Genomic DNA, 22725 nt, shown 5'->3' with positions numbered 1-22725 from the left:
AGCACTCAGCTAATAACGATCAGTCACCAGTTGAGTATGACAATTCTTTAAGAAAAGTGTCCGGCTGGAGTTGACCAGAACACATACTCATCTGAGGCAGTCAGTTTAACGGAAACTTTCGCTTGCTTACTAACCGAAGGAACGGTAAATACAACTCCAGATTCTAATTCCTGTAACTCAAAATCACCGTTCGTTACTTCCCAAGCGAGTGAAATCTGACCACCTTCAGGATCGAGGCTTTGCTCGCCACTGAGTTGCACTTGGGTAAATTCTATAGCTTGATTTGCGCCTTTAATTACAACTGTTGGAGGAAGATTTTTATTTACTGTTAAATCAAACACCACCTCAGTTGCACCAACTTCTCCTGGGTTGAAAATAGCACTAAAAGAGGTTTTATAATCTTCATATGACAACGGCAACATAAAGCTAATATCGTTACCATCAAATTCAATATTATTGACCTCTGGACCTGCAGTTTGAGAAAAATCAAAAGTAAAACTTTCTTTTGAACTTGCAGATAAGGCCAACTCAACTATTTCCCCCGCATAAGCACTCTGAGGTCCTATAATTTCGTAACTTGAATCACTAATTTCTGGATCTTTTTTATCAGAGCCGCACCCAATCAAAAGTAAAGGTAGTAATAGCATCTGCATTAATAATTTCACGTTATTTCCTTATAAATTTAGTATATCCGTCCGCACCTTAGCATACACCACATTGATTTTTATATTTTTTTAAGCAGCAACCTTAATCACTAGTTAATAAAGTTGGTTGTTTTATCTCGTCCTCCGAACTCTCCAACATACAAAAATAAAAAATTAGAAATAAAAATAACCAAATCAAAGGCATTCTTAATACGGAAGAAGGAATGTTAGTCAAAAGCAAAAAGTAGCTAAGAAAAAAAATGAAGTACCTATCTGTACGCGTATTTTTGATATTTGTTATAGCCATATAAGATAGTAGCCCTAAAAGCAAGAAACCAGAAATGATTCCATAAGCTAAAATTACTTCGATAATATATGAGTGGGGATTCAAGGAAATTAGTTTTGAATCAAACTTGGTATTTATGTAGAAGTTTGAATAATTTCCACTGCCATAAGGAAATATAGCCCTATCTAAATTCGAGAAAAAATACAAATAAGAGTTTATCCGAATCCCACTACTATCATTACCTGAAGAAGAAGCTATGTCACGAATTGCTATTAACCTATTTACATTTCGTGCAACAAATGAAAACTCACTGTCAGTTTCAACTTTCATTGGTTCAAGGTTAAAAATAACAGCAACAAACATAATCAAGAACAGTGCACTCGCAACAAGCAGAAGCGAAAAAAGTTTATATTTTCTTTGGTACAACAAATAACCATAGAAAAACAAAATAAATAATAAAACAGCTAGTCTAGATAAAGTTAGTAATAAAATAATGGCTGTAGCCACAACAAGAATAACCGCTTTTTTTCTCATTGAAAGTTGTTCAGCCATCCAGTACAAATTACAAAAAAACATTAAACATATTATAGCTAGGTTATTTGGGTTGCTAAATGGCCCTTTAACTAGCTCTATCCCATGATCTAAATTTAACTCTTCATGCCAAAGCTGAATACCCAACCCAATTACCCCTAAAAACTGCACTATCGATGCAAGTATTAAGGTCAAGTACAGATAATAAAGGAAATTGAAGAGCTGACTTCTTAAAATTAATTTATTTTTGGTTATTGTGTAGACAATCAAGAAGATAGCCACAATGTGGAAAGCGTAAAAAGTGTCTTTAATTTGCTCTGAATTACGATAAAAAATAGTCGTAATGCCGATGGAAATAACAAATGCACCCAACAAAAAAAACACCCCCAGATCACGGACGTCATGTTTTTGCTTTATGAAATACAATGAACCTAACGCAATAATGACGGGGAAAAAAACATTCATTAGTGAGGCTGCGGGTGTAACGAGAAAAACTTTGCTCCCAAAAGCCAGACCAAAAATATAAATATAAAAGCAAAAAGCTAGTAAACTGCCAACTCTAATTGAAGAGAACATTATGACTTAAGATCATGCTTTGCCAAAACAAAAATAGAGCTCAATAGTGCTCCTAGAAAAGCGAATATAAAGCATATCAATGCCCTTTTGGGTTCAGATTTAAGTTCAGGATAAAATGGCGGATCTATTGTTTTAAATGCATATTCTTCTCGAGTCATAGTTAACATTTTTGCCTGTATTTGCTCTTCCATTAACTCATAAATAACACTTTTCGTATTCATTAATTTGATTTCATTTACGATATGATTTAAATTTTCGATGTTCTTTGTTACTAAGCTATCTTTCTGATTTTGCATCCATGAATTAGCTTCCCTAACATAGACCTCCAGCCACTTTTTTGCTAGTTCAGGCGAATAGTGCTTCATCGCCAAACGAATCAAACCAGTTTCATCGTCAACATTAACTTCTAAAACTTCTAAAAATGCTTCATATAATTCAAGGTCGGTTGGGTGAGGTGTCTCCCCTTCATCAACCTCTCTAACCCATTTATTTTCTAAAACATCATAAATGTCTTCATCTATCAACAGTTCATTCGTATCTTTATTCCAACCCTGCGCAGCAAATAACTCTACCTCTATTTTTTGATGCTTTATAAATTTGAGAATAAAAACCCTCGCTTTTAAAGTTTCAATTGCTATCAGAGACTCATTTCCTCCACTTGAGTTAACACTAATACCAGCAAGAGAGGCCAACCCTCCAAATTTAGAAGCTAAACCAGATATTCCTCCAGCGCCTTCATCAAGGTTAGGAATGTATACTCCCTCAGACTTGTAGATATTAGGTAAAGATAATGAATAAAGCACACCCGCTAAAGAAAATATCAGTGTCGATAAGATTATTTTATACTTATGAATTAACAAGGGTTTAATAAAATCAGAAACACTTAATTGTGAAAAATCTACATTTTTATTCATGACAGCAACATCCTAATACTGCTTAATTTTAATGGAACTCAAACATATAAGTTCAGCAAAACCATTTGTAAAAAAGTTTGGCATGCTAACCAAATCATGGCTTGCTCTAGCTGGCCCTAGACCCATGTATAGTAATATGACCTCTTCAGCCAACGGAAAAAGATTGCACGCAGATGCATATTCGTTATTCACTAATTCGTCATTCATTAAAGGATAAAAACCGCTAAATAGTGTGCCCGATAAGTTGTAAGCTTCATATCCAAGTTTTATTGCTGAATCCGAGCCATCATGAAATCGATACCGGTAAACACCATTATGACCATCAGTATAATTTTTCATTCTAATACCTGGGAAATCATTAGAGATAGGTACAATTATTTTGTTAATAAACTGTTTTATAAAACCTGTTTTTAAATCTGAATAATACAAGTATCTTGGACTGTTATATTCTGAGCTGTTAATTAAAGAGTCAAACCATAAAGAAAAGCGATGTGCATGAGAACTATCCAAAGCGATGCCCTCGACTGGTTTAGGCTCCATAGTATCAGTTAATACATCATGACCGGCATATAAGTAATCATCATAATCTTGCCACTGCCCAGGTTGATACAACCACCCATCTGATGTGTAAACTACTTCACTTTCAAAAACAAGTAATGCTAAGTCAAGAATATCTTTTTGAGTTTGCGTATGAGTTTCACTTTGATCTATTCTTAGTGTGCTCAAGTCTGCTGCGATCACAAATGTAAAAAACTCTTCATCAAAGGTCGCTCTTTTGTATTTGGGAAGATAATCTTTATTATTCAACTTCCAAATTACTCGCTCCTTTAATCCATTTGTATGAATACCAAATACATGAACAGGGCGGTAAAACCATAAGTCAGTTAAATATTCTGAAATAAAGTTACTTATTTCAGAGTGATACTGTTGCCACTCATCGCGCTGTGAAACAAAAGTCAAGTATTGCGAAGTTAAATACCAAAATTGGAGCTGCTTTAGGCGGTTTTCATTAACACTTTCAGTCATTACGAGAGAGTAACGACTAAAAAAATCATGAAACTCTTGTATTTTCTCTTCATCACTTGTCTTGAAAGCCAAATGTAAAGGAACCATCAAGATTTGGCCGGCATCATAAGTATACAGCTCTAACCATAAGTCATCTTGAAGATAGGGTGTAACGGTTTCCCCCCAAAGCTTATCAATATTTTGATTTCTTAATTGCTTTTCATTTACTCTATCTTCGGAGCAACCAACTATCAAAAAAACACTCAAAATTATAAAAAATAATCTCATCCTCCCCCCCCTACAAATACGGATGCATCGGCAAACTAAATACCTGCCTTGCTAGGCGCTCTGCTACTGGAAAGTCTCCATGGCTGTAACCCAGACCCTTAAATGCCGTTTGCTCATGCATGCACGTACCATAATAAATCATGGTCGGGATACCTTGTGCTTTATACTCTGCCATTATTGCATCGCGATTTTCATCAACAAGTGTATATTGCGCCCAAGAACTTAAGTAACCAGCTGGTACATGTGGTGTGTTAAAACGCGTAGAGAGTTCCGCTGTATACTTTTCTGCAGCTGCATTTCGCTTCACTAATTCAGTGGGAAACTCAGCTAATTTCTCTAATAAAACCGCAGCTTGAATAGTGTCTAAACGACTGTTCATACCAATGCGGACATTGTCATACTTATCGCTTCCCTTACCGTGAACTCGGTAAGAGCGTAATAATTCTGCAAGGTCGTCATCATTGGTAAACAAGGCGCCACCATCACCGTAACAGCCTAGTGGTTTTGCCGGGAAGAAACTAGTCGTGGCGATATCGCCAAAACTGCCCGCTCTTTGTCCATTAATTTCGCCGCCAAAGCCCTGCGCAGCATCTTCAATAAGTTTTAAACCAAATTTATTAGCAATGCGCTCTAATTCTGGGTAGTTTGCCGGTAAGCCAAACAAGTCAACTGCGATTATCGCTTTGGGCGTGAGCTGACCTGCGGCAATCACTTTTTCAATTTGACGCTCTAAGTCTTGCGGGCAGATATTAAATGTCGCCTCATCAGAGTCGACAAATACTGGGGTAGCTCCCGAAAACGCAACCACTTCTGCGGTCGCAAAGAAGGTAAAAGTAGGACAAAAAACAGCATCGCCCGCTTTGATATCAAATGCCATCATGGTGAGTTGCAGCGCGTCGGTACCATTGGCACAGGTGATTGCATGCTTAACGCCAACATACTCTGCAAGCTGCTGTTCTAACTCTTGCACTTCTGGGCCCATTATATATTTGCCATGCTCCAGCACAGTGCGAATGCGTGCATCTATTTTGTCTTGCAGGTGCTTATATTGCGCTTGTAAATCGATAAACTGCATTATTAATCCATCTCTACTGATAGCTGACCATCTTTTAAACGGTAATTATCACCAGTGTGTTCACACACTGCTTGACCATTCCCTGTTAACGGCAGTGGCAACTGCTCGCCATATTTACTTATCCAACCAATTTGTTTTGCTGGAACGCCCACCATTAAAGCAAATGGCGGCACATCTTTATTAACAACAGCGCCTGCGCCAACCAGTGCATATTCACCGATGGTAACACCGCAAACCACCGTGCAATTGGCGCCTAAGGTGGCACCTTTTTTCACTAATGTGTCACGGTATTCCATTTTTCGTTCAATAAACGAACGCGGATTATACACGTTGGTGAACACCATACTTGGTCCACAAAATACGTCGTCTTCTAGGTGAACATTATCGTAAACCGACACATTATTTTGAATTTTTACGTTGTTACCAATAGTGACTTTATTGCCGACAAACACATTTTGACCAAGTGAGCAGCCTTGCCCAATTTGAGCACCGCCACACACATGCACAAAGTGCCAAACTCGGGTGTTGTCGCCAATTAATGCGCCTTCATCAACGATGGCGCTGTCATGTACCGTATAGTTACTCATTAGATTAATTCTTTAGCAAACGGGTGAACTTCCGCTTCAGATTCAATATGCACTTTGCCTTTTCGAATTCCTTCAACGGTTTGCACACAATGACGCGCATCCTCAATACCATAACCGCGTCCAGCTAAAATCTCTTGGTAGCTCACAGTGTGTAAGTCAGTAAAGCCCCCTGAGAATTCCAGCTCATTGCCATCGCAAGTAATTGAACGGAATGTTGGTTGCTTTCCTTTTACCGAATCTGGTAAATCACTGGCATCAATCGATAAGAACCAGCGAACACGAGCTTTTTCATACTCTAAATAACCAGACGCCTTATCTTCATTCATAAAATGAAGGTCATTGCGCTGTAAATCACCAAAAATAAAGTGCAGCATATCGAAGAAATGAACACCGATATTGGTTGCTACACCAAACGATTTACGCGGGTCGCCTTTCCAACTTTCCATATACCACTTACCACGTGATGTAATGTAAGTCAGTTCAACCTCATGCTTTTCATCTGAAGTTGCGTTCGCTACTTGCTCTTTTAAGTCTAAAATCGCTTGATGATGGCGCAGTTGTAGAATGTTATATACTTTACGGCCCGTTTCTTTTTCAACTAACGCTAAATCGTCAAGTTGCTCAATAGTTGGTACTAACGGCTTTTCACAAATCACATCACAACCTAAACGCAAACCCGCTGTAATGTGAGAATGGTGTAAGTAGTTTGGTGAACACACCGATACATAATCGAGTTGGGTATTTACATCTCGTTTCAATGTGTGGGCAAAGTCATAAAAACGCTCAAACTCTGTAAACATTTCACTTTGTGGTGAAATGCTATCAATAATGCCAACTGAATCATTAATATCAAAACACACCGATAAATGGTTTTCTGTTTCTTTAATCGCTTTCATATGACGTGGTGCGATGTAACCTGACGCACCAATAAGGGCAAAATTCTTCACTGAAAATCCTCTTCAATCTAGGCTTTGATAATGTGGTCTGCAGGCGCTCTATACTTGCCTCGCGTATCTACCAATAACTGGGCGTTTTCTTTAATTAAGCTGTAATCAAATTTATCGTGATCTGTTGCTAACACGATAGCATCAAACTCTGCTACCGACGCAGGCGTCAGTTCAACCGAAGACAAATCAAAGTTATGCTCGCGCATTTTAGGGAAAACCGGTACATGAGGGTCTGAATACGCCACGTCAGCACCTTTCGCTTCAATTAATTCCATAATTTCAACTGATGGCGATTCACGCATATCATCAACATTCTTTTTATAAGCAATACCGAGCACAAGTACCTTACTACCCTTTAATGCTTTACCATGCTGATTTAAGCCATCCATTAACTTATTAACGACATATTCAGGCATCGCCGTATTAACTTCACCGGATAATTCGATAAAACGCGTATGTAAACCATATTCGCGCGCTTTCCAAGTTAGATAAAATGGGTCAATCGGGATACAGTGGCCGCCTAAACCAGGGCCTGGATAATACGGTGTAAAACCAAATGGCTTGGTTGCTGCGGCATCAACAACTTCAAAAATATCAATGCCCATACGATCCGCTACAACCTTCATTTCATTAACAAGGCCGATATTGACAGCACGATGAATATTTTCTAAAAGTTTAGTCATCTCAGCAGCTTTGGTTGAACTCACTGGCACAACTTTATCAATCGCAGGCGCATACAATGCAACCCCCACTTCAGCACAAGCCGCAGTATGACCACCACATACTTTTGGTATCGTACGTGTTTCAAAGTCTGGATTGCCTGGGTCTTCTCGCTCTGGTGAATAGATTAAGAAAAAGTCTTCACCAACGGTAAAGCCTCGCGCTTCAACACGTGGAAGCAACTCTTCTTCTGTGGTACCTGGATAAGTTGTACTTTCCAGTGACAACACTTGCCCTTTTCTAAAGTATGGCGCGAGCGCTTCTGTTGTATCAATAACAAAACTTAAATCTGGCTCACGGTACTTATTAAGTGGCGTGGGTACACACAAAATTAACGCATCACATTCAGATGCTCTTGAAAAGTCAGTAGTTGCGTCAAAACCATTAGACAACGCTTGCTGAATAGAAGAAGGTGAGATGTGCTCTATATAACTTTGACCATTTAATAACGCATCGACTTTAGTCTGGTCAATATCAATGCCCAGCACGTCGAATCCAATCGCGCTATATCTTAGCATCAAGGGTAAGCCTACATAACCAAGCCCTACAATGCCTATTTTGGCTGATTTCGACTTAAAATTTTCAATGATCAATTTTTTCATAATCCAAGCTTTAATTTTTAACCTTTAAGATAGCTTTATAAAACGCTTGTAATGTTTTGAGCTCGCACGCCCAATTGTAGTTTTCCATTACAGCCGCTTTACCGTTGTTACCCATTTCAATAAGAGAATCAGGTTTTGACAGCAAAGAGTTAATACCGAGGGCTATTTCAGTAGGAGATTCAGGATCAACACAGACACCAACCTTTGCGGTATCTACAATACCTTGGTACAGTTCAAAGTTAGAGGAAACGACAGCTATCCCAGCAGCCATATACTCAAACATCTTTACGGGATAGGCAACTTCATAATCGCCGGTAGGTTGAAGAGTGACTAGTCCGATCTGACATTTTCGCATTATCTCAACAACTTTGTCTCGATCTTGCCACCCATAATAAACAACTTTTTGCCACCCTTTTTTTGCTCGCACTTCTTGCTCTAGTGCAGCTGGAAAAAAAGGTCCTATCAAGTGTAAACGAACATATTCTGGGGTGCTTTCAAGAGCATCGACCATTTGCATAATACCGCGCTCTTTTGTAATCGCTCCCACATAAATCAAAGACCCCATCTCTTTGTCTTCAAAAGCGATATTTTGTAACTCGCTAAACTCCTCAAGATCAGGGTAATTTCTAACAAGTGCGATATTATTTTTTGAAAACCTCTGCGCGATATGAGGGGTGACCGTAATAACACCAGATAATATTTTGGCGGCTATAGACTCAGCGATAGTCACAATAAAAGAAAGTGGCTTTGCTACATAAAAAGGTATCCAAAACTTCCTTAATACTTGCTTAGGAACATCTTCATGCACATCGTAAACCACTTTTTTACCGAACACTCTTAGCATTAGCGCTATTGGCGTTAGTTCAGGATCGTGATATTGATAAAGATCCGCTTTTAAAGAAAGTGCAACTCTAAAAATTTTCAATGATGTAAACACTAAACGGACAAACTTGTTTGCAGGTTTACCTAAATCTATAATATTAACGCCATTTTTCAGTTCATTGCCAAGACCATCAGCAACAACAAGAGTAACCTTACCAAAGGTTTTAGCAAGGGACGAGCATTGCTTAACAAATACTCGCGTATCTTGACGTTTATGTACACTTGTTAAGTGAACAATATGGACATCACTCATTACAAGCTACCAATAGCTGCAACAGCTACACCTAACTGATATACAATCTGTGTAACTTGCGTCCACAGTGTTAAATTATCTTTGTACTGACTATCAAGAGGCACAACTATCGTATCGCCAGGTTGAATTTGTGATTGCTTGTTATTTACAGCGAACCAGCTGTTTTTGTTAGGGATAACAACTTTACCACTTGCCTTAATAATAAATACTTTGTCAGTTGCGGCCTTATCTTTCATACCACCACTCAAACCGATGTAATCATCCACATTGTAGCTTTCTTGATGCAAGTGAGAAGTTGATACGAACACTTCACCAATTACGTTAACTGACTGTTTTTTGCTTGGAATATAAAGTGTGTCTTTATTTTCTAATAAAAGATTAATGTCGTTATTTAAAACCGCATTAACATCGACAACTAAACGTCCTACTGCTTCAATATCGGATAACTGGTCAATTAACTTATCGATCCCTGTTCCAGTAGCACTAGATGCCCCTAAAATACTGTTTTCAGAGTTCAAATTATTAGTGATCAGATCTTTCTTCATCGATTCTGCTAATTGCTGAATTTGCTCTCGCTCTTTTAATCTTAACGATTCACGCGTAAACACGATGGCATCAATATCTGCAAACTCACTAAAACCACCTGCACGTTCAATAACCTCTTTTAAGGTTTCACCTTTTCTAATGGTATATTTACCCGGTAGTTTGACCTCACCATTTAAGGTAACTGAGATATTTTCCTGCCAGTTTGGTATTTGAAAAATATTAAGGTAATCACGGCCTTTTAACGGGATATCAGCCGCTTCATCACCTAATAATATGCCGTTTAAATCAACCGCAAGATTATTTACCGATAAGTATTCATTTTCCATAAATTGGCGAGACAATTCAGCTTGTTCTAAATAAGCACCTTCAATTAAGCCACCTGCGGCATTGATAAGATCGGATACTTTTCCATTCACCGGAATAGGATACAAGCCTGGGTATTTAACACGGCCGGATATTTCAGCAATGTTTGCACCTTGCACACCCGTTTTTTGTGTAACCAATCGCTGTAATAATTTAGGCAATAAATTCGAACGACTATAAAAAGCAAGTTCTGGTAAGTCTTCCTGTGTCTCGCTAGTAAAAATCTCTTCGATGTAAATTGGCGTTTTAATTGAAACTTCAGGTAATTCAACAGGGATTACTTTTTGATTATTTTCACCTTCTTCAGTGAAAACAATCTGTTTCTCTTCAGGTTTAATATAGTCATCAAACGCTCGTTTTTTATAATTCTTCCACTTGTACAGGCTCATTTGACTTTCAAAATCAGCTTGCGTTAACGCATAATTTTCAAGCATCGCTCGTTCATTTTTCTCAAGTTCAAAACGACTGAAAATAATGACTTTATCATCTTTAAATAATGTGAAATTATTTTGCTCCACAGACTTAGGTTCAAATTGAAACACATCAATATGGCCTTTAATTTCACGCACCACAATCGCATAACTGAGGTCGCTAATAGGTAGCAGCACCCCTTTTCTATTGCTAAATAGTGCTGATAGCGATAACCCTTCATACCACTGATAAAAACCAGGCCTTGAAACTGCGCCAATTAGTGCCACACTATTCGCTGCTTGCTCACTTTTTTTATCAATATAGATTTCATCACCATCAATCGGCGTTAACTTACTAAGTTTTGCTTGTTCTATTGACTTAATAACGGTGCTTTCGCTACCAGATAGCTGCTTAACACGAATCACATTTTTATAAGCGGACGGCGCAAACCCGCCAGCGAATTTAATTGCGTCAGCATAACTTTCTTGCTCTTTTAATTCATAAATTGCAGGACGTTTGATGCCACCTTGAATCGCAACCTGTTTGCTGGCTGCAGGCACAAAAACCACATCTCCAGTGCGTAATGCGGTATTGCCATCAATACCTTGCTGTAATAACTGATACAAATCAAAGGTTGTTACTACCTTATTTTGCCGACGAACTGTGATATTTCGTAACGAAGCAATATCACTCACACCGCCAGCAAAACCAATCGCACTAATCACATTTGAAAATGGCGGCAATACATAATCACCTGGATAATTAACCTCACCCGCCACAAACACTTTTATGGGCTGAATTTGGCCTATGGAAACCGTAACCTGCGTACCAATTCTCTCACGCTCAACCGTTGACGTGATCATTTCAGTCGCTTGAGAAAATGTAAGACCCGCGATAGTTAGTGGTGTAATGCCTGGCACAACTATTTTGCCATTTGAATTAATTGCCAATTCAAACAACTCAGACTCTTTACCATAAAAACTAACATTAAGCGTATCGCCGATAGCAAGTACATAGTCAAATGGCACGGCTGAGATTGATTGACTAAGTAAGGTCGATTCAGGGTTATTAAACACTTCTGAGCCATAGAGCTTTAACTCATCAACGACAGGCTCAAATCTCGTATCCAGATCCTCTGTAAATACTGGCTCTTCTTCTCTTTTTATTTGCGATTGATAGTCTATTTCCAAACCACTATTAGCATTAGTATTAGGTGATTTAAGGTCATTGATATTGACCCCCATTTTTTTAGCCAAAGCTGCTTGCTGAGATGCAGGAAGTTTTTTAAATGCCGCCATTTGCTGACTGGATACAGCATAAGAACCCACCGAAAAAAATGCAAATGAACACAATAGAAGCACGGATAAAAAACGCACCATTGGTATCTCCCTGAATAATGCAAAGCCCAATATAAAACCAGTATTTGCGACTAAAAAACTAATATAAAAATCGACGCGAGATAATAGCAAAAATCGAAAAAAAATGACAATCAATTCGAAAACTAAGGTACAAGAGGATGTTTTAAGTTAAAATTCAGCGCTAACTCACCCACACATCAAACAATATAATGAAAATTCTATATCTTCATCAATATTTTGCTACCCCAAAAAGTAATGGTGGTACTCGCTCTTATGAGTTTGCCAAAAGGCTATTTGCCGATGGGCACCAAGTAACTTTTGTAACATCATCCGCATTTTTGAATTCTAAAGAGTACTCTTTAACCCCTGGGTGGAATGAGCTACATATTGAGGGAATTTTATTACACGTATATCACTTACCATACTCAAATACAGACTCTTTCGTTAAACGCATATCCAAGTTCATTAAATTCTCTTTTGTTTCCACTAAAAAAGCGCTATCAATTAAAAGCGACGTATTATTTGCAACTAGCACACCTTTAACCATAGGTATTCCCGCACTTATATATAAGAAATTAAAAAAAGTGCCGATGGTTTTTGAAGTGAGAGACTTATGGCCTGAATTACCCATAGCTGTTGGTGCAATTAAAAACACCCTACTGATCAAAATCTTATATGCGTTCGAAAGGTACATTTACCGTAATGCAGAACATATTGTTGCGTTATCTCCAGGTATGAAAGAAGGGGTACAGAAACAAGGTATTTCAGATAACTCCATCACAGTTATTCCTAATAGTTGCGACACAGCTTTATTTAAAGACGTTAAATCAAGTCAAAAATTTATAGATAAAAATCTACCCTTTCTTAACGATCGAAAGTTAATCGTATATGCCGGCACCTTTGGGTTAATAAATCGCGTCGACTATATTGCTGACTTAGCAAAAGCGTCGCTCGATAAACATCCTAATCTCTGTTTTGTCGCAATAGGTAGTGGCATGCATAAAGAAGATGTTATCGCAAAAGCCAACTCTTTAGGTGTACTAGAAAAGAATCTATATATTCTCGATCCGATAGCGAAAGAACAGGTTAAATATCTTTATCGCGAAGCTGATTTATGTTTAAGCTTATTCGGCCCAGTTGAGGAAATGTGGCATAACTCGGCGAATAAACTGTTTGATGCATTAGCATCTCAAACACCTATCGCTATTAATTATGGTGGCTGGCAAAAAGAGTTTATAGAGAAAACTGGTTGTGGTTTAGTATTAACTAATGACTTTGACAACGCAGTTTATCAAATTAACAATCTACTTAATGATCAAGAAAAGTACAAACAAGCCCAGTCGGCTTGTTATGATTTAAGTCATAACGACTTCTCGCGCGACAAACTATATCAAAAGTTTAAACAAGTTTTATTAGATGTAAAAAAGAGCGCTAATTAGCGCTCTTTTACAATTTAGTTTAAGCCTAAAACTTAAAAGCTATACACCAAGGTCAATACTGTCTCAGTGTCTGTATTTACTTTATCAGCATCAACTTCTGAGTTGTGAGTTACGTTAAAGCCAACTTTCATTTGTAATGAGCCGTTGATCTTAGTCAGTAACGCAGTTTCAGAAATGCTTTTGGTATTGGTGCTACCTGATTCAACTTTAACGCGCTGGGTAAACTTAGCGTTGTCGCTGATTGTCCAGCTAAAGTCAGCTTTCGCTAGTGCAATCCATTCATCATCGCGCTCACCTGCTTTAGGGCGACCATCTTTGAAAAGCTCTTGGTTTTTCTCTGAATACTGGAAATATTTGTAACCCGGACCAAAGTCGAAGCCAAGTGTCATATTTGACTCATCAATCAAACGAAAACCATAACCGCCTGAAAGTACTGTTTCGTGACGGTATGCGCCAAAGTAATCGCTATCGTGCGTTAAACCTACGAATAAGTGAGAGTGCTTTTCACCAAGATTGTAGTTACCTTGAATCGCGGCACCGTATTTTTCATTGGTGCGTTGTGTGTCTTTTAAACCACTATCAAGCGTCACTTCGTCTTCTTTATAAAGTGCGTTTAACTTATACTCATTGGTCCATTTACCAATATCATGTTTTGCATTTGCACCGAACTTAAACGTGGTAGTTTCGGTATTACCACTGGTAATAATGGCACCAAGCTCGCTACTTGCTTCCCATGTTTTTTCTTCGTCAGCAATCGCTTGGTTAGTAAGTGCAATTGCTACAACTGACGCTAAATATCTTAATTTCATTATCTCAGCCTATTACTCGCTAATTTTATTTAAATGAACATCCATTTGAGGGAAAGGAATAGAAATACCCGCTTCATCTAATGCAAGTTTGAAGTTTTCTTGAAGGTAAAAATAAACTGCCCAATAATCTTCAGTTTTTGCCCAAGAGCGCGTTACAAAGTTAACGCTTGAGTCACCTAAAGTATGAACACCGATGAAAAATGCAGGATCTTTGAGTATTTTATCATTTGATTTGATTACATTTTCAAGCACTTCACGCGTTTGCTTTAGACATGAGTCGTAGCTAACGCCAACCATAATATCAACACGACGCGTTGCTTGACGGCTGTAGTTTACAATTGCGCCACCCATAATTGCCGAGTTTGGTACTATGATTGTTTTATTATCAGGTGTTAACAGTTCTGTTGAAAAAATCTCGATTTTAGAAACACTACCTGAATGACCCGCAGCATCAATAAACTCACCTGATTTAAATGGACGTAGAATAATAATAAGCACGCCTGATGCAAAATTTGAAAGAGAGCCTTGTAACGCTAAACCAACCGCTAAACCCGCTGCACCCAAAATTGCGATAAACGATGTTGTTTCAATACCAACTTGAGAAAGTGCCATTAGTACTGTTGCCGCAAATACAAGTGCGTACACAATATTTGCTAAAAACGAACCAACCGCTTTATCTACTTTTTTCTTTTCGATCGCTTTTTTGGTTAACTTTTCACATACTTTTGCTACGCGAATGCCCACAAGTAAAATGACAATTGCGACTACCGTTTGTAAGCCGTAATGTAAAAGTAAGTCAGAGTTTTCGTTCAACCATTTAGCTGCAGAATCCATGAGTATTCCTTTTGTCGTTGATTTAGGTAATTTTAAGAATTATAAAGATTTTTAAAATTTACGTCACTTCTTTTCACAGTTTAAGCGGATCTTTAACTTGATTGTCACTTGGTTTTGAAGGTCTACTCCAAATAAACAACAAAACGCTTACAATACTGATCACAACAATCGCTTTGAGCCATATTGGGAAGGGAATAAAGAACAATGGATAGGAAACTAATAACAACATGGAGCAAGTCGCGATTACTTTAACTTTTGTTCTTATTACACCATGCGCTTCCCAATCCGTTATTAGTTGACCGAAAATTCGATGATTCAATAACCATGAATGCATTCGCGTTGACGATTTAGAAAAGCAAAATGCCGATAACAGTATAAAAGGAGTGGTCGGTAGCAACGGAAGAAAAACCCCAAGCACTCCCAGCAATAAACTGACCAAACCTATTACTAACCAAACTGAACGAATAACAGTCTTTTTTAACACTACAAAATCGCAAACTAAATTTATTTAGCTAAAAGCATAACATAAGTCTTCACACGGGCATGTTTTTTATGTATTATGCGCGCCACACCAAATAAGGTGTTTCAAATTTTGTGGCGGCTGTAGCTCAGTTGGTAGAGCCCTGGATTGTGATTCCGGTTGTCGCGAGTTCAAGTCTCGTCAGTCGCCCCACTTCTTATTAAAAATTCCTTTTTTTAACTTCAAAAATATAACAACTAGCTAAACAAAATGCATGTGCTTAGCAAGTCACCTTCTTTCGCTTCTAATTAAATTAGTTAATGCACCATAAGTTTGTCTCGAGCGCTCACTTTTGAAGCCTAACGCCAATGTCATTAGCATTTTAAAGTTTTATTCCTTCAGCATAGAAAAAGCATATCTGCTCATTGTCTATTAGCTGCTGTTAACAAGTAGACGGCGTTTAGCGTACTAGAATGCACGCACATTGCGACACTAGACAACATTATTTTAGGCAATAAAAAACGCGACTTAAGTCGCGTTTTTTAATTTCATTAATTTTGAAAAGACTAAGCCGTTGCAGTTTCTAAACCTGGCGCAGCCATAGTGACAGACTCTTCAAATGTTGCCCATTCCCAAGCTGATTCAGTCGCCATCAACTTACGAAGTAGCTTATTATTCAGATCATGGCCTGATTTATACGCAGTTACCTTACCAAGTAAGTTATAACCCGTCATAAACAAATCACCAACACAATCTAAAATCTTGTGTTTTACAAACTCATCAGGGTAGCGTAATCCATCTGGGTTAAGTACTTTAAAGTCATCAAGTACAACTGCATTATCCATGCTGCCGCCTAGTGCTAAATTGTTAGCGTGCATGTATTCAATATCACGCATAAAGCCAAATGTACGCGCTCGGCTAATTTGCTCGATAAAGTTCTTAGCTGTGATGTCTAACCCAATACGTTGGCGACTTTCGTTAATTGCTGGGTGGTTAAACGCAATTTCAAAGTCGATATGAAAACCATCATATGGTTCAATCTCAGCCCACTTATCGCCGTCTTCAACACGCACCGTTTCGGTAATGCGAATAAAACGTTTAGCTGCATTTAGCTCTTCGATGCCAGCCTTTTGGATAAGGTAAATAAACGGTAAAGAACTACCATCCATAATTGGCACTTCAGGGCTATCTAATTCAACAATCAGATTGTCTAAGCCTAATGCTGCAATTGCAGCGATTAAATGCTCAGTAGTCGATAAGCGAACGCCATCTTTATTGATTAAGCATGTACATAATTGAGTATCGCCCACGGCCTCAGGTGTTGTTTCAAAATCAACAACAGGATCTAGGTCTACCCGGCGAAATACAATCCCCGTATTCGCACTAGCAGGTCGGAGAGTGATAGAAACCTTTTCACCCTTATGTAATCCAACACCTACGGCACTGACTTTTTCAGTTATGGTACGCTGCTTAATCATAGGCTATCCACTTATTCGTTAAAATCGGCCGACTATCTTACCACAGATAAGACCAGCTTGCCAAATTATGGTTGTTTTTCAAACAATCTTATTAATCAGCTTGATTACGTAAGAAAGTTGGTACATCAAAATAATCTGCTTTGTCTTGCTTTTTGTCTAATGGAGCGCTTTCTTTGACTTCGTTTTGAACACTTGGTTCAACCGTCTCAGGCGTTTCTACACTGCCCGACTGTGCAAAACTGGGTACAAATACACCTGGTGTTGCAGTAGCGTTGCCCGGAGTGCTTGTTGATTGCGCTGTATCAGAGCCAGACACTTTTTTGATATCTGCACCTACAATGCCAAATTGAGGCTTGCGCTCGCCGCCAAGCCCCGTTGCAACAACAGTCACACGTAACTCTTCGGACATATCTGGGTCGATAACCGCACCTACAACAACCGTTGCATTTTCTGACGCTAGTGCCTTAACGTGGTTACCAACTGTTTCAAATTCTTCAATCGCAATGTCCATACCCGCGGTAATATTTACAAGAATACCTTTCGCACCTGTTAAGTCAACGTCTTCAAGTAACGGGCTTGAAATTGCTGCTTCAGCTGCTTCTTGCGCACGATCAGGACCTTTCGCTGACGCTGTGCCCATCATTGCAGTTCCCATTGCAGACATAACAGTACGTACGTCGGCAAAATCCACATTGATCAGACCTGAGCGAGTAATTAACTCAGCGATACCTTGTACAGCACCAAATAACACATCATTCGCTTTAGCGAATGCATCTAATAATGTCGTACCTTTGCCTAAAACTTTAAGCAATTTATTGTTAGGAATTGTAATAAGTGAATCAACGTGTTGAGACAACTCATTAATGCCATCCTCTGCTGCCGATGCACGCTTTTTACCTTCAAATTCAAAAGGTCGTGTTACTACTGCAACAGTTAAAATGCCCATTTCTTTAGCAATACGTGCCACAACAGGTGCAGCACCTGTACCTGTACCACCGCCCATACCGGCAGCAATAAAGATCATATCTGCGCCTTCAAGGCCGTTACGAATCGTTTCTGCATCCTCTTCTGCAGAATCACGACCCACCTCTGGGTTTGCCCCAGCACCTAAACCTTGTGTAATTTGCGTACCTAGCTGCACTGTTACATCAGCTGATGATTTACGCAGTGCTTGCGCATCGGTATTGGCCGCAATAAATTTTACGCCTTCAATTTGCTTTTTAACCATGTGCTCAACAGCGTTACCACCGCCACCGCCGACACCGATCACTTTAATTACGGCTTCTTCACCGTGCTGTTCCATTAAATCAAACATGTTTAACTCTCCGACTAACTACCTTATGAAAATTCATAAGGCAAAAGCTTAAAACTCCCCTTGAAACCATTTTGTTAAACGGTTCCACCAATTTCCATTACCAGATTCTGTGGTGCGGCTGCTCTGGCTATGCTGCATAGTTCGACCATACTGCAACAACCCAACTGACGTTGCGAATGACGGATCATTCACATAATCAGTAAGTCCAGCTATCCCTACTGGTTGACCAACGCGCACTGGCATTTGGAAAATTTCTTCTGCTACTTCAACAACACCTTGCATCTTGGCGGTACCGCCTGTCAGCACAATGCCTGCAGCTATTTGTTCTTCTAAACCTGAGCGACGAATCTCTTTCATCGCCAACTCAAAAATCTCTCTCATGCGCGGCTCTACAACTTCAGAAAGTGTATGGCGCGACATAATACGTGCAGGTCTACCACCTACACTTGGTACTTCAATACTGTCTTCTTGACTTGCTAAGCGACTTAGTGCGCTGGCATATTGTACTTTAATTGCTTCAGCATGCGAGATAGGCGTGCGAAATATTTTCGCAATATCGCCAGTTACTTGATTTCCCGCAACTGGTAGCACCGCCGAGTGGCGCAAAGAGCCTTGCGTGTATATGGTAATATCCATAGTGCCACCACCAATATCAACCACTGCAACACCAAGCTCACGCTCATCTTCGGTTAAAACTGAATCGCCCGACGCCAGCGCCGAGAAGATAAATTGATCAACACGTAGGCCACAACGCTCAACACATTTTTCTATGTTTTTCGCCATATCGTTTGAGCACGTAATAATATGCGCTCGCGCTTCCATACGTACACCACTCATACCAAGAGGATTACGAATGCCTTCTTGCATATCAACGGTGTATTCTTGTGGTAACGCGTGCAACATCTTGCGTTCAGCTGAAATAGGAACTGATTTAGCGATATGAATAACATTATCGATGTCGTCATGGGTGATTTCAGCGTTGTTAATCGCCACTACACCATTTTCATTTTGACACTGAATATGTTTTCCTGATATGCCTAGGTACACCGAGCTAATACGGCAATCTGCCATTAATTCAGCTTCATCTAACGCTCGCTGAATCGACTCAGATACTAAATTAAGATCGTTAACACCACCTTTATCCATGCCTTTCGCGTTTTGACTGCCAACGCCTACAATGCTCAGCTGATTATCAGGTGTTACCTCACCGACAACAGCAACAACTTTAGACGTTCCTACGTCTAAGCCGATAATGAGATTACGTTCAACTGCCTTGGTCATACCCTAGTTATACCTTATTATTTTTAGTTTGCTCTTGCACTGGCTGAAGCCAGCTCACAGCTAATCCCGTATCATACCTTAAATCTATCGAATCTACCTCTTTATCCGACGAGTTTTTTATCTCTGGATATAAATCGATAAACCGCTGCACTCTAAGCGCAATATCTTTGCGTCCTAGGTTTAATTTAACACCACTATTTAACCATAATTTCCATGAAAAACGCTCTGACAGCGCAAGGCTACTTAACCCGATTTCATGTAGCGCTAATAACTCTTTAAATGTTTTAAAGGTTTTCCACGCTTCATTTTCACTGCCTTCAGGCCCATACAACATAGGTAACTTGTTAAAAAACTGCTCTGCCGGTGCCTGAAAGATGTCGCCATGGGTATTTAGCAGTAAATCTTGATTCCAAATTGCCACTGCCTGATGCTCAGTAACATAAACACGTAGTGTATCTGGCCACTGTTTACGTACAGATACACTTGCTACCCAAGGCAGTTCCAATAATTTCTCTTGCACTTGGTTTACATCTACATCAAAAAACGTTTTAACTTTTAATGACTTAATTTTATCAACAATTGCTTGCTCACTTGTATATACAGGGTCACCATGAACCAATACTTTGCTCAACTTACTATTTTGTTCCGTTGCTAAGTAATCGGTTAAGGCATTCACCCCTTGCCACGTAATAAACAAGGTCAAAACAAAAAAGCTTACTCCCATTAGCAAAGACCAATTAGTTGCAGCAACTAATCGCTTTGTTAAATTTGCTAATGTAAGTAGTGTGTCTTTCATTTACAGTGTCGAATCTAAAATTTCTAAAACTAACTGAGCAAAATCTCTACCTGAGTCTTTTGCAGCCATAGGTACCAATGACTTTTCTGTCATGCCCGGTACAGTATTCACTTCCAACAAATAAAATTCACCGCTTTGATCACGCATCGCGTCCACTCGGCCCCAATCTTTAGCACCAACAAGCGAAAATGCCTGCGTTGCGATCATTTGTAAATATGCAGTATCTGCGTTTGATAAATCAGCTGGGCAATGATAACTCGTAGTAGATGACTTATATTTCGCTTCGTAGTCATAAAAACCGCGTGGTGTTTTCATTTCAATCACCGATAGCGGCTGGTTGTTAAGCATGCTAACGGTATATTCGGTGCCAGTGATCCACTGCTCAAGCAATACTTCATCATCAAACTTAAAGGCATTTTCAAGCGCACTTTTTAATTCTTCACTCGTGCTTGCTTTAGCCATACCGATACTCGAACCTTCGTGGCTAGGCTTAACCATTACCGCACCAAATTCGTTAATAATCGATTCAATACTAAAGCCTTCACCTTTTTTAACCGTGGTAAATTTAGCGGTTGGTAAGTTGTTGGCAACAAATAATTGCTTACAACGTACTTTGTCCATAGCTAGCGCACTGCCTAACACGCCACTGCCGGTATAAGGCAAGCCCATAAATTCAAGTGCACCTTGAATAGTACCGTCTTCACCGCCACGGCCATGCAACGCGATAAACACACGATCGATTCCTAATGTTTTAAGCTCAGCAAGCTCTCGTTCTTTTGGATCAAATGCAATCGCATCAACACCATTGGTAATCAGGGCGTTTAATATGGCACTTCCCGAATTGAGTGATACTTCACGCTCAGCCGAATTCCCACCTAATAAAACGGCGACTTTACCATACTGCTTTTGGCTCATTGTGCTACCTGCTTTAGCTTAGTTACTTTCATTTCTGTTTCAGCAATTTGTTTTACTAATTGACCTATATTGCCCGCACCTTGCGTTAACACTAAGTCATTATCTTTTACCGCGTCAGCTAATGCTGTGAATAGCTCATTCGGCGTGGCGATATATCTAGGCTCTTTACCACGTTGTCTTAAGCTGCGACATAAACTCTTGCTGTCTGCACCAACGATAGGTTCTTCACCAGCTGCGTATACTTCCAACAACAATAATTCGTCTACCTGACTTAACACATCTACAAATTCTTCATAAAGGTCGCGCGTGCGCGTAAAGCGATGGGGTTGATACGCCATTACTAAACGCTTATCAGGCCAGCCTTGTTTTGCCGCCTTAATTGTTGCTGCGACTTCAGATGGGTGATGGCCATAGTCATCGACTAACATTATTGAGCCAACTTCGTTATTGAACTCGCCATAATGTTGAAAACGACGACCGATACCTTCAAATTCTTTTAGTGCTGCTTTTATTGCACTTTCACTCACACCTTCTTCAAACGCCACCGCAATTGCCGCTGTTGCATTTAAAGCATTGTGCTTGCCCGGTAAATTCAGGGTGATAGCCAGAGTTTCACCGTTTGGCAATACAACTTCAAAGGCGCTGCAGCTAGCTGACTGTGAGAAATTAATGAGACGGTAGTCTGCATCTTGCGATTCACCATAAGACACGTATTTACGGCCAAAGCGCGGTAATAACTCGCGAACCACTGAGTCGTCTATACAAGCTACGGCTAACCCATAAAAAGGGAGGTTATGGATAAATTCAATATAGGTGTCTTTCATATTTTCAAAGTCACCTTGATACGTATCCATATGATCCGCTTCAATATTTGTGATAATGCTGAGCATTGGGCTTAAGTGTAAAAAGCTTGCGTCACTTTCATCTGCTTCAGCAATAAGGTATTGACCACTACCTAACTTCGCATTGGTACCCGCACTATTTAATAAACCACCAATCACAAAGGTGGGATCAAGTTCGGCTTTGGCAAAAATACTTGCTACTAAACTTGTCGTTGTGGTTTTACCATGCGTACCAGCAACTGCAACCCCCTGCCTAAAGCGCATTAACTCCGCCAGCATTTCCGCACGGCGTACAATTGGAATGTGTTTTTCTTTCGCACAAATAATTTCAGGATTACTTTCATCAATGGCACTTGAAACAACTACCACGTCTGCTTGCTCAACATTTTCTTCTCGGTGCCCAATAAAAACGTTCGCGCCCGCTTTACTCAAACGCTCTGTCATTGCGCCTTTGTTTATATCTGAGCCAGTAATTTGATAGCCTAAATGTAATAGTACTTCTGCAATTCCGCCCATACCTGCACCACCAATACCAATAAAGTGGATAGTGTTGATTCGTCTCATTGCA

General features: G+C 39.5%; 20 protein-coding genes and 1 tRNA gene. 2 read left to right on the top strand and 19 right to left on the bottom strand.

Annotation, left to right across the window (positions count from 1 at the left end; all coding sequences use genetic code 11):
* Window positions 1-47 precede the first annotated feature (47 nt).
* The 10 genes from L1068_RS16945 to L1068_RS16900 all read right to left on the bottom strand — a co-directional run bounded on the left by L1068_RS16945 (window position 48) and on the right by L1068_RS16900 (window position 12009).
* Window positions 48-665, bottom strand: a complete 618-nt coding sequence (locus L1068_RS16945) for a hypothetical protein (protein ID WP_237131196.1) — start codon at window positions 663-665, stop codon at window positions 48-50.
* An 82-nt stretch (window positions 666-747) separates the two neighbouring features.
* Window positions 748-2037 (bottom strand): O-antigen polymerase, encoded by a 1290-nt coding sequence (locus L1068_RS16940; protein ID WP_237131195.1) that lies wholly within the window; start codon window positions 2035-2037, stop codon window positions 748-750.
* A complete protein-coding gene (locus L1068_RS16935) occupies window positions 2037-2951 on the bottom strand; it encodes a hypothetical protein (protein WP_237131194.1) in 915 nt (304 codons plus the stop codon). The genes L1068_RS16940 and L1068_RS16935 overlap by 1 nt, the downstream gene beginning before the upstream one ends.
* A 12-nt stretch (window positions 2952-2963) precedes the next feature.
* On the bottom strand, window positions 2964-4244 hold the full coding sequence (locus L1068_RS16930; protein ID WP_237131193.1) for a hypothetical protein: 1281 nt from the start codon (window positions 4242-4244) through the stop codon (window positions 2964-2966).
* Window positions 4245-4254: 10 nt separating this feature from the next.
* Window positions 4255-5319 carry a DegT/DnrJ/EryC1/StrS family aminotransferase gene (locus L1068_RS16925; protein ID WP_239031296.1) on the bottom strand — a complete coding sequence of 355 codons (1065 nt, stop codon included), beginning with the start codon at window positions 5317-5319 and terminating at the stop codon, window positions 4255-4257.
* A 2-nt stretch (window positions 5320-5321) separates the two neighbouring features.
* Complete coding sequence (locus L1068_RS16920) at window positions 5322-5906, bottom strand: acyltransferase (RefSeq protein WP_237131192.1); 585 nt, start codon at window positions 5904-5906, stop codon at window positions 5322-5324.
* Window positions 5906-6853, bottom strand: a complete 948-nt coding sequence (locus tag L1068_RS16915; protein WP_054978878.1) for a Gfo/Idh/MocA family oxidoreductase — start codon at window positions 6851-6853, stop codon at window positions 5906-5908. Before L1068_RS16915 ends, L1068_RS16920 begins: the two co-directional genes overlap by 1 nt.
* Before the next feature lie 17 nt (window positions 6854-6870).
* Window positions 6871-8175 (bottom strand): UDP-N-acetyl-D-glucosamine 6-dehydrogenase, encoded by a 1305-nt coding sequence (wbpA, locus tag L1068_RS16910; protein WP_237131191.1) that lies wholly within the window; start codon window positions 8173-8175, stop codon window positions 6871-6873.
* Between the two features lie 10 nt (window positions 8176-8185).
* Complete coding sequence (locus L1068_RS16905) at window positions 8186-9310, bottom strand: glycosyltransferase family 4 protein (protein ID WP_237131190.1); 1125 nt, start codon at window positions 9308-9310, stop codon at window positions 8186-8188.
* Entirely contained in the window at window positions 9310-12009 is a 2700-nt protein-coding gene (locus L1068_RS16900; protein WP_237131189.1) for an SLBB domain-containing protein, read from the bottom strand. The genes L1068_RS16905 and L1068_RS16900 overlap by 1 nt, the downstream gene beginning before the upstream one ends.
* 188 nt (window positions 12010-12197) lie before the next feature.
* On the opposite strand from L1068_RS16900, the gene L1068_RS16895 reads away from it, so the two are divergent.
* Window positions 12198-13427, top strand: a complete 1230-nt coding sequence (locus tag L1068_RS16895) for a glycosyltransferase family 4 protein (RefSeq protein WP_237131188.1) — start codon at window positions 12198-12200, stop codon at window positions 13425-13427.
* A gap of 32 nt (window positions 13428-13459) precedes the next feature.
* Here L1068_RS16895 and L1068_RS16890 read toward each other — a convergent pair whose 3' ends face one another.
* The 3 genes from L1068_RS16890 to L1068_RS16880 all read right to left on the bottom strand — a co-directional run bounded on the left by L1068_RS16890 (window position 13460) and on the right by L1068_RS16880 (window position 15554).
* The gene (locus L1068_RS16890) at window positions 13460-14236 is read right to left on the bottom strand and encodes a DUF481 domain-containing protein (RefSeq protein WP_237131187.1); all 777 of its coding nucleotides are present in this window, start codon (window positions 14234-14236) and stop codon (window positions 13460-13462) included.
* Window positions 14237-14248: 12 nt separating this feature from the next.
* Window positions 14249-15070: a mechanosensitive ion channel domain-containing protein gene (locus L1068_RS16885; protein WP_237131186.1), complete on the bottom strand. Its 822-nt coding sequence runs from the start codon at window positions 15068-15070 to the stop codon at window positions 14249-14251.
* Between the two features lie 73 nt (window positions 15071-15143).
* Window positions 15144-15554 carry a YbaN family protein gene (locus L1068_RS16880; RefSeq protein WP_343221963.1) on the bottom strand — a complete coding sequence of 137 codons (411 nt, stop codon included), beginning with the start codon at window positions 15552-15554 and terminating at the stop codon, window positions 15144-15146.
* 113 nt (window positions 15555-15667) lie between these two features.
* Between L1068_RS16880 and L1068_RS16875 the strand changes: the two genes are divergently transcribed.
* A tRNA-His gene (locus L1068_RS16875) sits at window positions 15668-15743 on the top strand.
* A gap of 353 nt (window positions 15744-16096) precedes the next feature.
* Here the strand turns inward: L1068_RS16875 and lpxC are convergent.
* The 6 genes from lpxC to murC all read right to left on the bottom strand — a co-directional run bounded on the left by lpxC (window position 16097) and on the right by murC (window position 22721).
* Window positions 16097-17008: a UDP-3-O-acyl-N-acetylglucosamine deacetylase gene (gene lpxC, locus L1068_RS16870; RefSeq protein WP_237131185.1), complete on the bottom strand. Its 912-nt coding sequence runs from the start codon at window positions 17006-17008 to the stop codon at window positions 16097-16099.
* Between the two features lie 91 nt (window positions 17009-17099).
* Window positions 17100-18323, bottom strand: a complete 1224-nt coding sequence (gene ftsZ / locus L1068_RS16865) for a cell division protein FtsZ (RefSeq protein ID WP_237131184.1) — start codon at window positions 18321-18323, stop codon at window positions 17100-17102.
* Between the two features lie 48 nt (window positions 18324-18371).
* Window positions 18372-19604: a cell division protein FtsA gene (ftsA, locus tag L1068_RS16860; RefSeq protein ID WP_010561164.1), complete on the bottom strand. Its 1233-nt coding sequence runs from the start codon at window positions 19602-19604 to the stop codon at window positions 18372-18374.
* A 7-nt stretch (window positions 19605-19611) separates the two neighbouring features.
* Window positions 19612-20400 carry a cell division protein FtsQ/DivIB gene (locus L1068_RS16855; RefSeq protein WP_237131183.1) on the bottom strand — a complete coding sequence of 263 codons (789 nt, stop codon included), beginning with the start codon at window positions 20398-20400 and terminating at the stop codon, window positions 19612-19614.
* Window positions 20401-21315, bottom strand: a complete 915-nt coding sequence (locus L1068_RS16850; protein WP_237131182.1) for a D-alanine--D-alanine ligase — start codon at window positions 21313-21315, stop codon at window positions 20401-20403.
* Window positions 21312-22721, bottom strand: coding sequence for a UDP-N-acetylmuramate--L-alanine ligase (murC, locus tag L1068_RS16845; protein ID WP_237131197.1), 1410 nt, complete (start codon window positions 22719-22721; stop codon window positions 21312-21314). Before murC ends, L1068_RS16850 begins: the two co-directional genes overlap by 4 nt.
* Between the last annotated feature and the right edge of the window lie 4 nt (window positions 22722-22725).

This window comes from Pseudoalteromonas sp. MMG024, assembly GCF_021654175.1.
GTDB lineage: Bacteria > Pseudomonadota > Gammaproteobacteria > Enterobacterales > Alteromonadaceae > Pseudoalteromonas.
This window is presented reverse-complemented; position numbering and strand designations above follow the sequence as displayed.

Bases quoted from the DNA above. Each gene is read 5' to 3' on its own strand.
- ftsZ (WP_237131184.1), bottom strand. From the start codon at position 18,323: ATGTTTGATTTAATGGAACAGCACGGTGAAGAAGCCGTAATTAAAGTG.
- L1068_RS16885 (WP_237131186.1), bottom strand. From the start codon at position 15,070: ATGGATTCTGCAGCTAAATGGTTGAACGAAAACTCTGACTTACTTTTA.
- wbpA (WP_237131191.1), bottom strand. From the start codon at position 8,175: ATGAAAAAATTGATCATTGAAAATTTTAAGTCGAAATCAGCCAAAATA.
- murC (WP_237131197.1), bottom strand. From the start codon at position 22,721: ATGAGACGAATCAACACTATCCACTTTATTGGTATTGGTGGTGCAGGT.
- L1068_RS16900 (WP_237131189.1), bottom strand. From the start codon at position 12,009: ATGGTGCGTTTTTTATCCGTGCTTCTATTGTGTTCATTTGCATTTTTT.
- L1068_RS16850 (WP_237131182.1), bottom strand. From the start codon at position 21,315: ATGAGCCAAAAGCAGTATGGTAAAGTCGCCGTTTTATTAGGTGGGAAT.
- L1068_RS16930 (WP_237131193.1), bottom strand. From the start codon at position 4,244: ATGAGATTATTTTTTATAATTTTGAGTGTTTTTTTGATAGTTGGTTGC.
- L1068_RS16890 (WP_237131187.1), bottom strand. From the start codon at position 14,236: ATGAAATTAAGATATTTAGCGTCAGTTGTAGCAATTGCACTTACTAAC.
- L1068_RS16940 (WP_237131195.1), bottom strand. From the start codon at position 2,037: ATGTTCTCTTCAATTAGAGTTGGCAGTTTACTAGCTTTTTGCTTTTAT.
- ftsA (WP_010561164.1), bottom strand. From the start codon at position 19,604: ATGACCAAGGCAGTTGAACGTAATCTCATTATCGGCTTAGACGTAGGA.
- L1068_RS16905 (WP_237131190.1), bottom strand. From the start codon at position 9,310: ATGAGTGATGTCCATATTGTTCACTTAACAAGTGTACATAAACGTCAA.
- L1068_RS16935 (WP_237131194.1), bottom strand. From the start codon at position 2,951: ATGAATAAAAATGTAGATTTTTCACAATTAAGTGTTTCTGATTTTATT.
- L1068_RS16855 (WP_237131183.1), bottom strand. From the start codon at position 20,400: ATGAAAGACACACTACTTACATTAGCAAATTTAACAAAGCGATTAGTT.
- L1068_RS16925 (WP_239031296.1), bottom strand. From the start codon at position 5,319: ATGCAGTTTATCGATTTACAAGCGCAATATAAGCACCTGCAAGACAAA.
- L1068_RS16920 (WP_237131192.1), bottom strand. From the start codon at position 5,906: ATGAGTAACTATACGGTACATGACAGCGCCATCGTTGATGAAGGCGCA.
- L1068_RS16895 (WP_237131188.1), top strand. From the start codon at position 12,198: ATGAAAATTCTATATCTTCATCAATATTTTGCTACCCCAAAAAGTAAT.
- lpxC (WP_237131185.1), bottom strand. From the start codon at position 17,008: ATGATTAAGCAGCGTACCATAACTGAAAAAGTCAGTGCCGTAGGTGTT.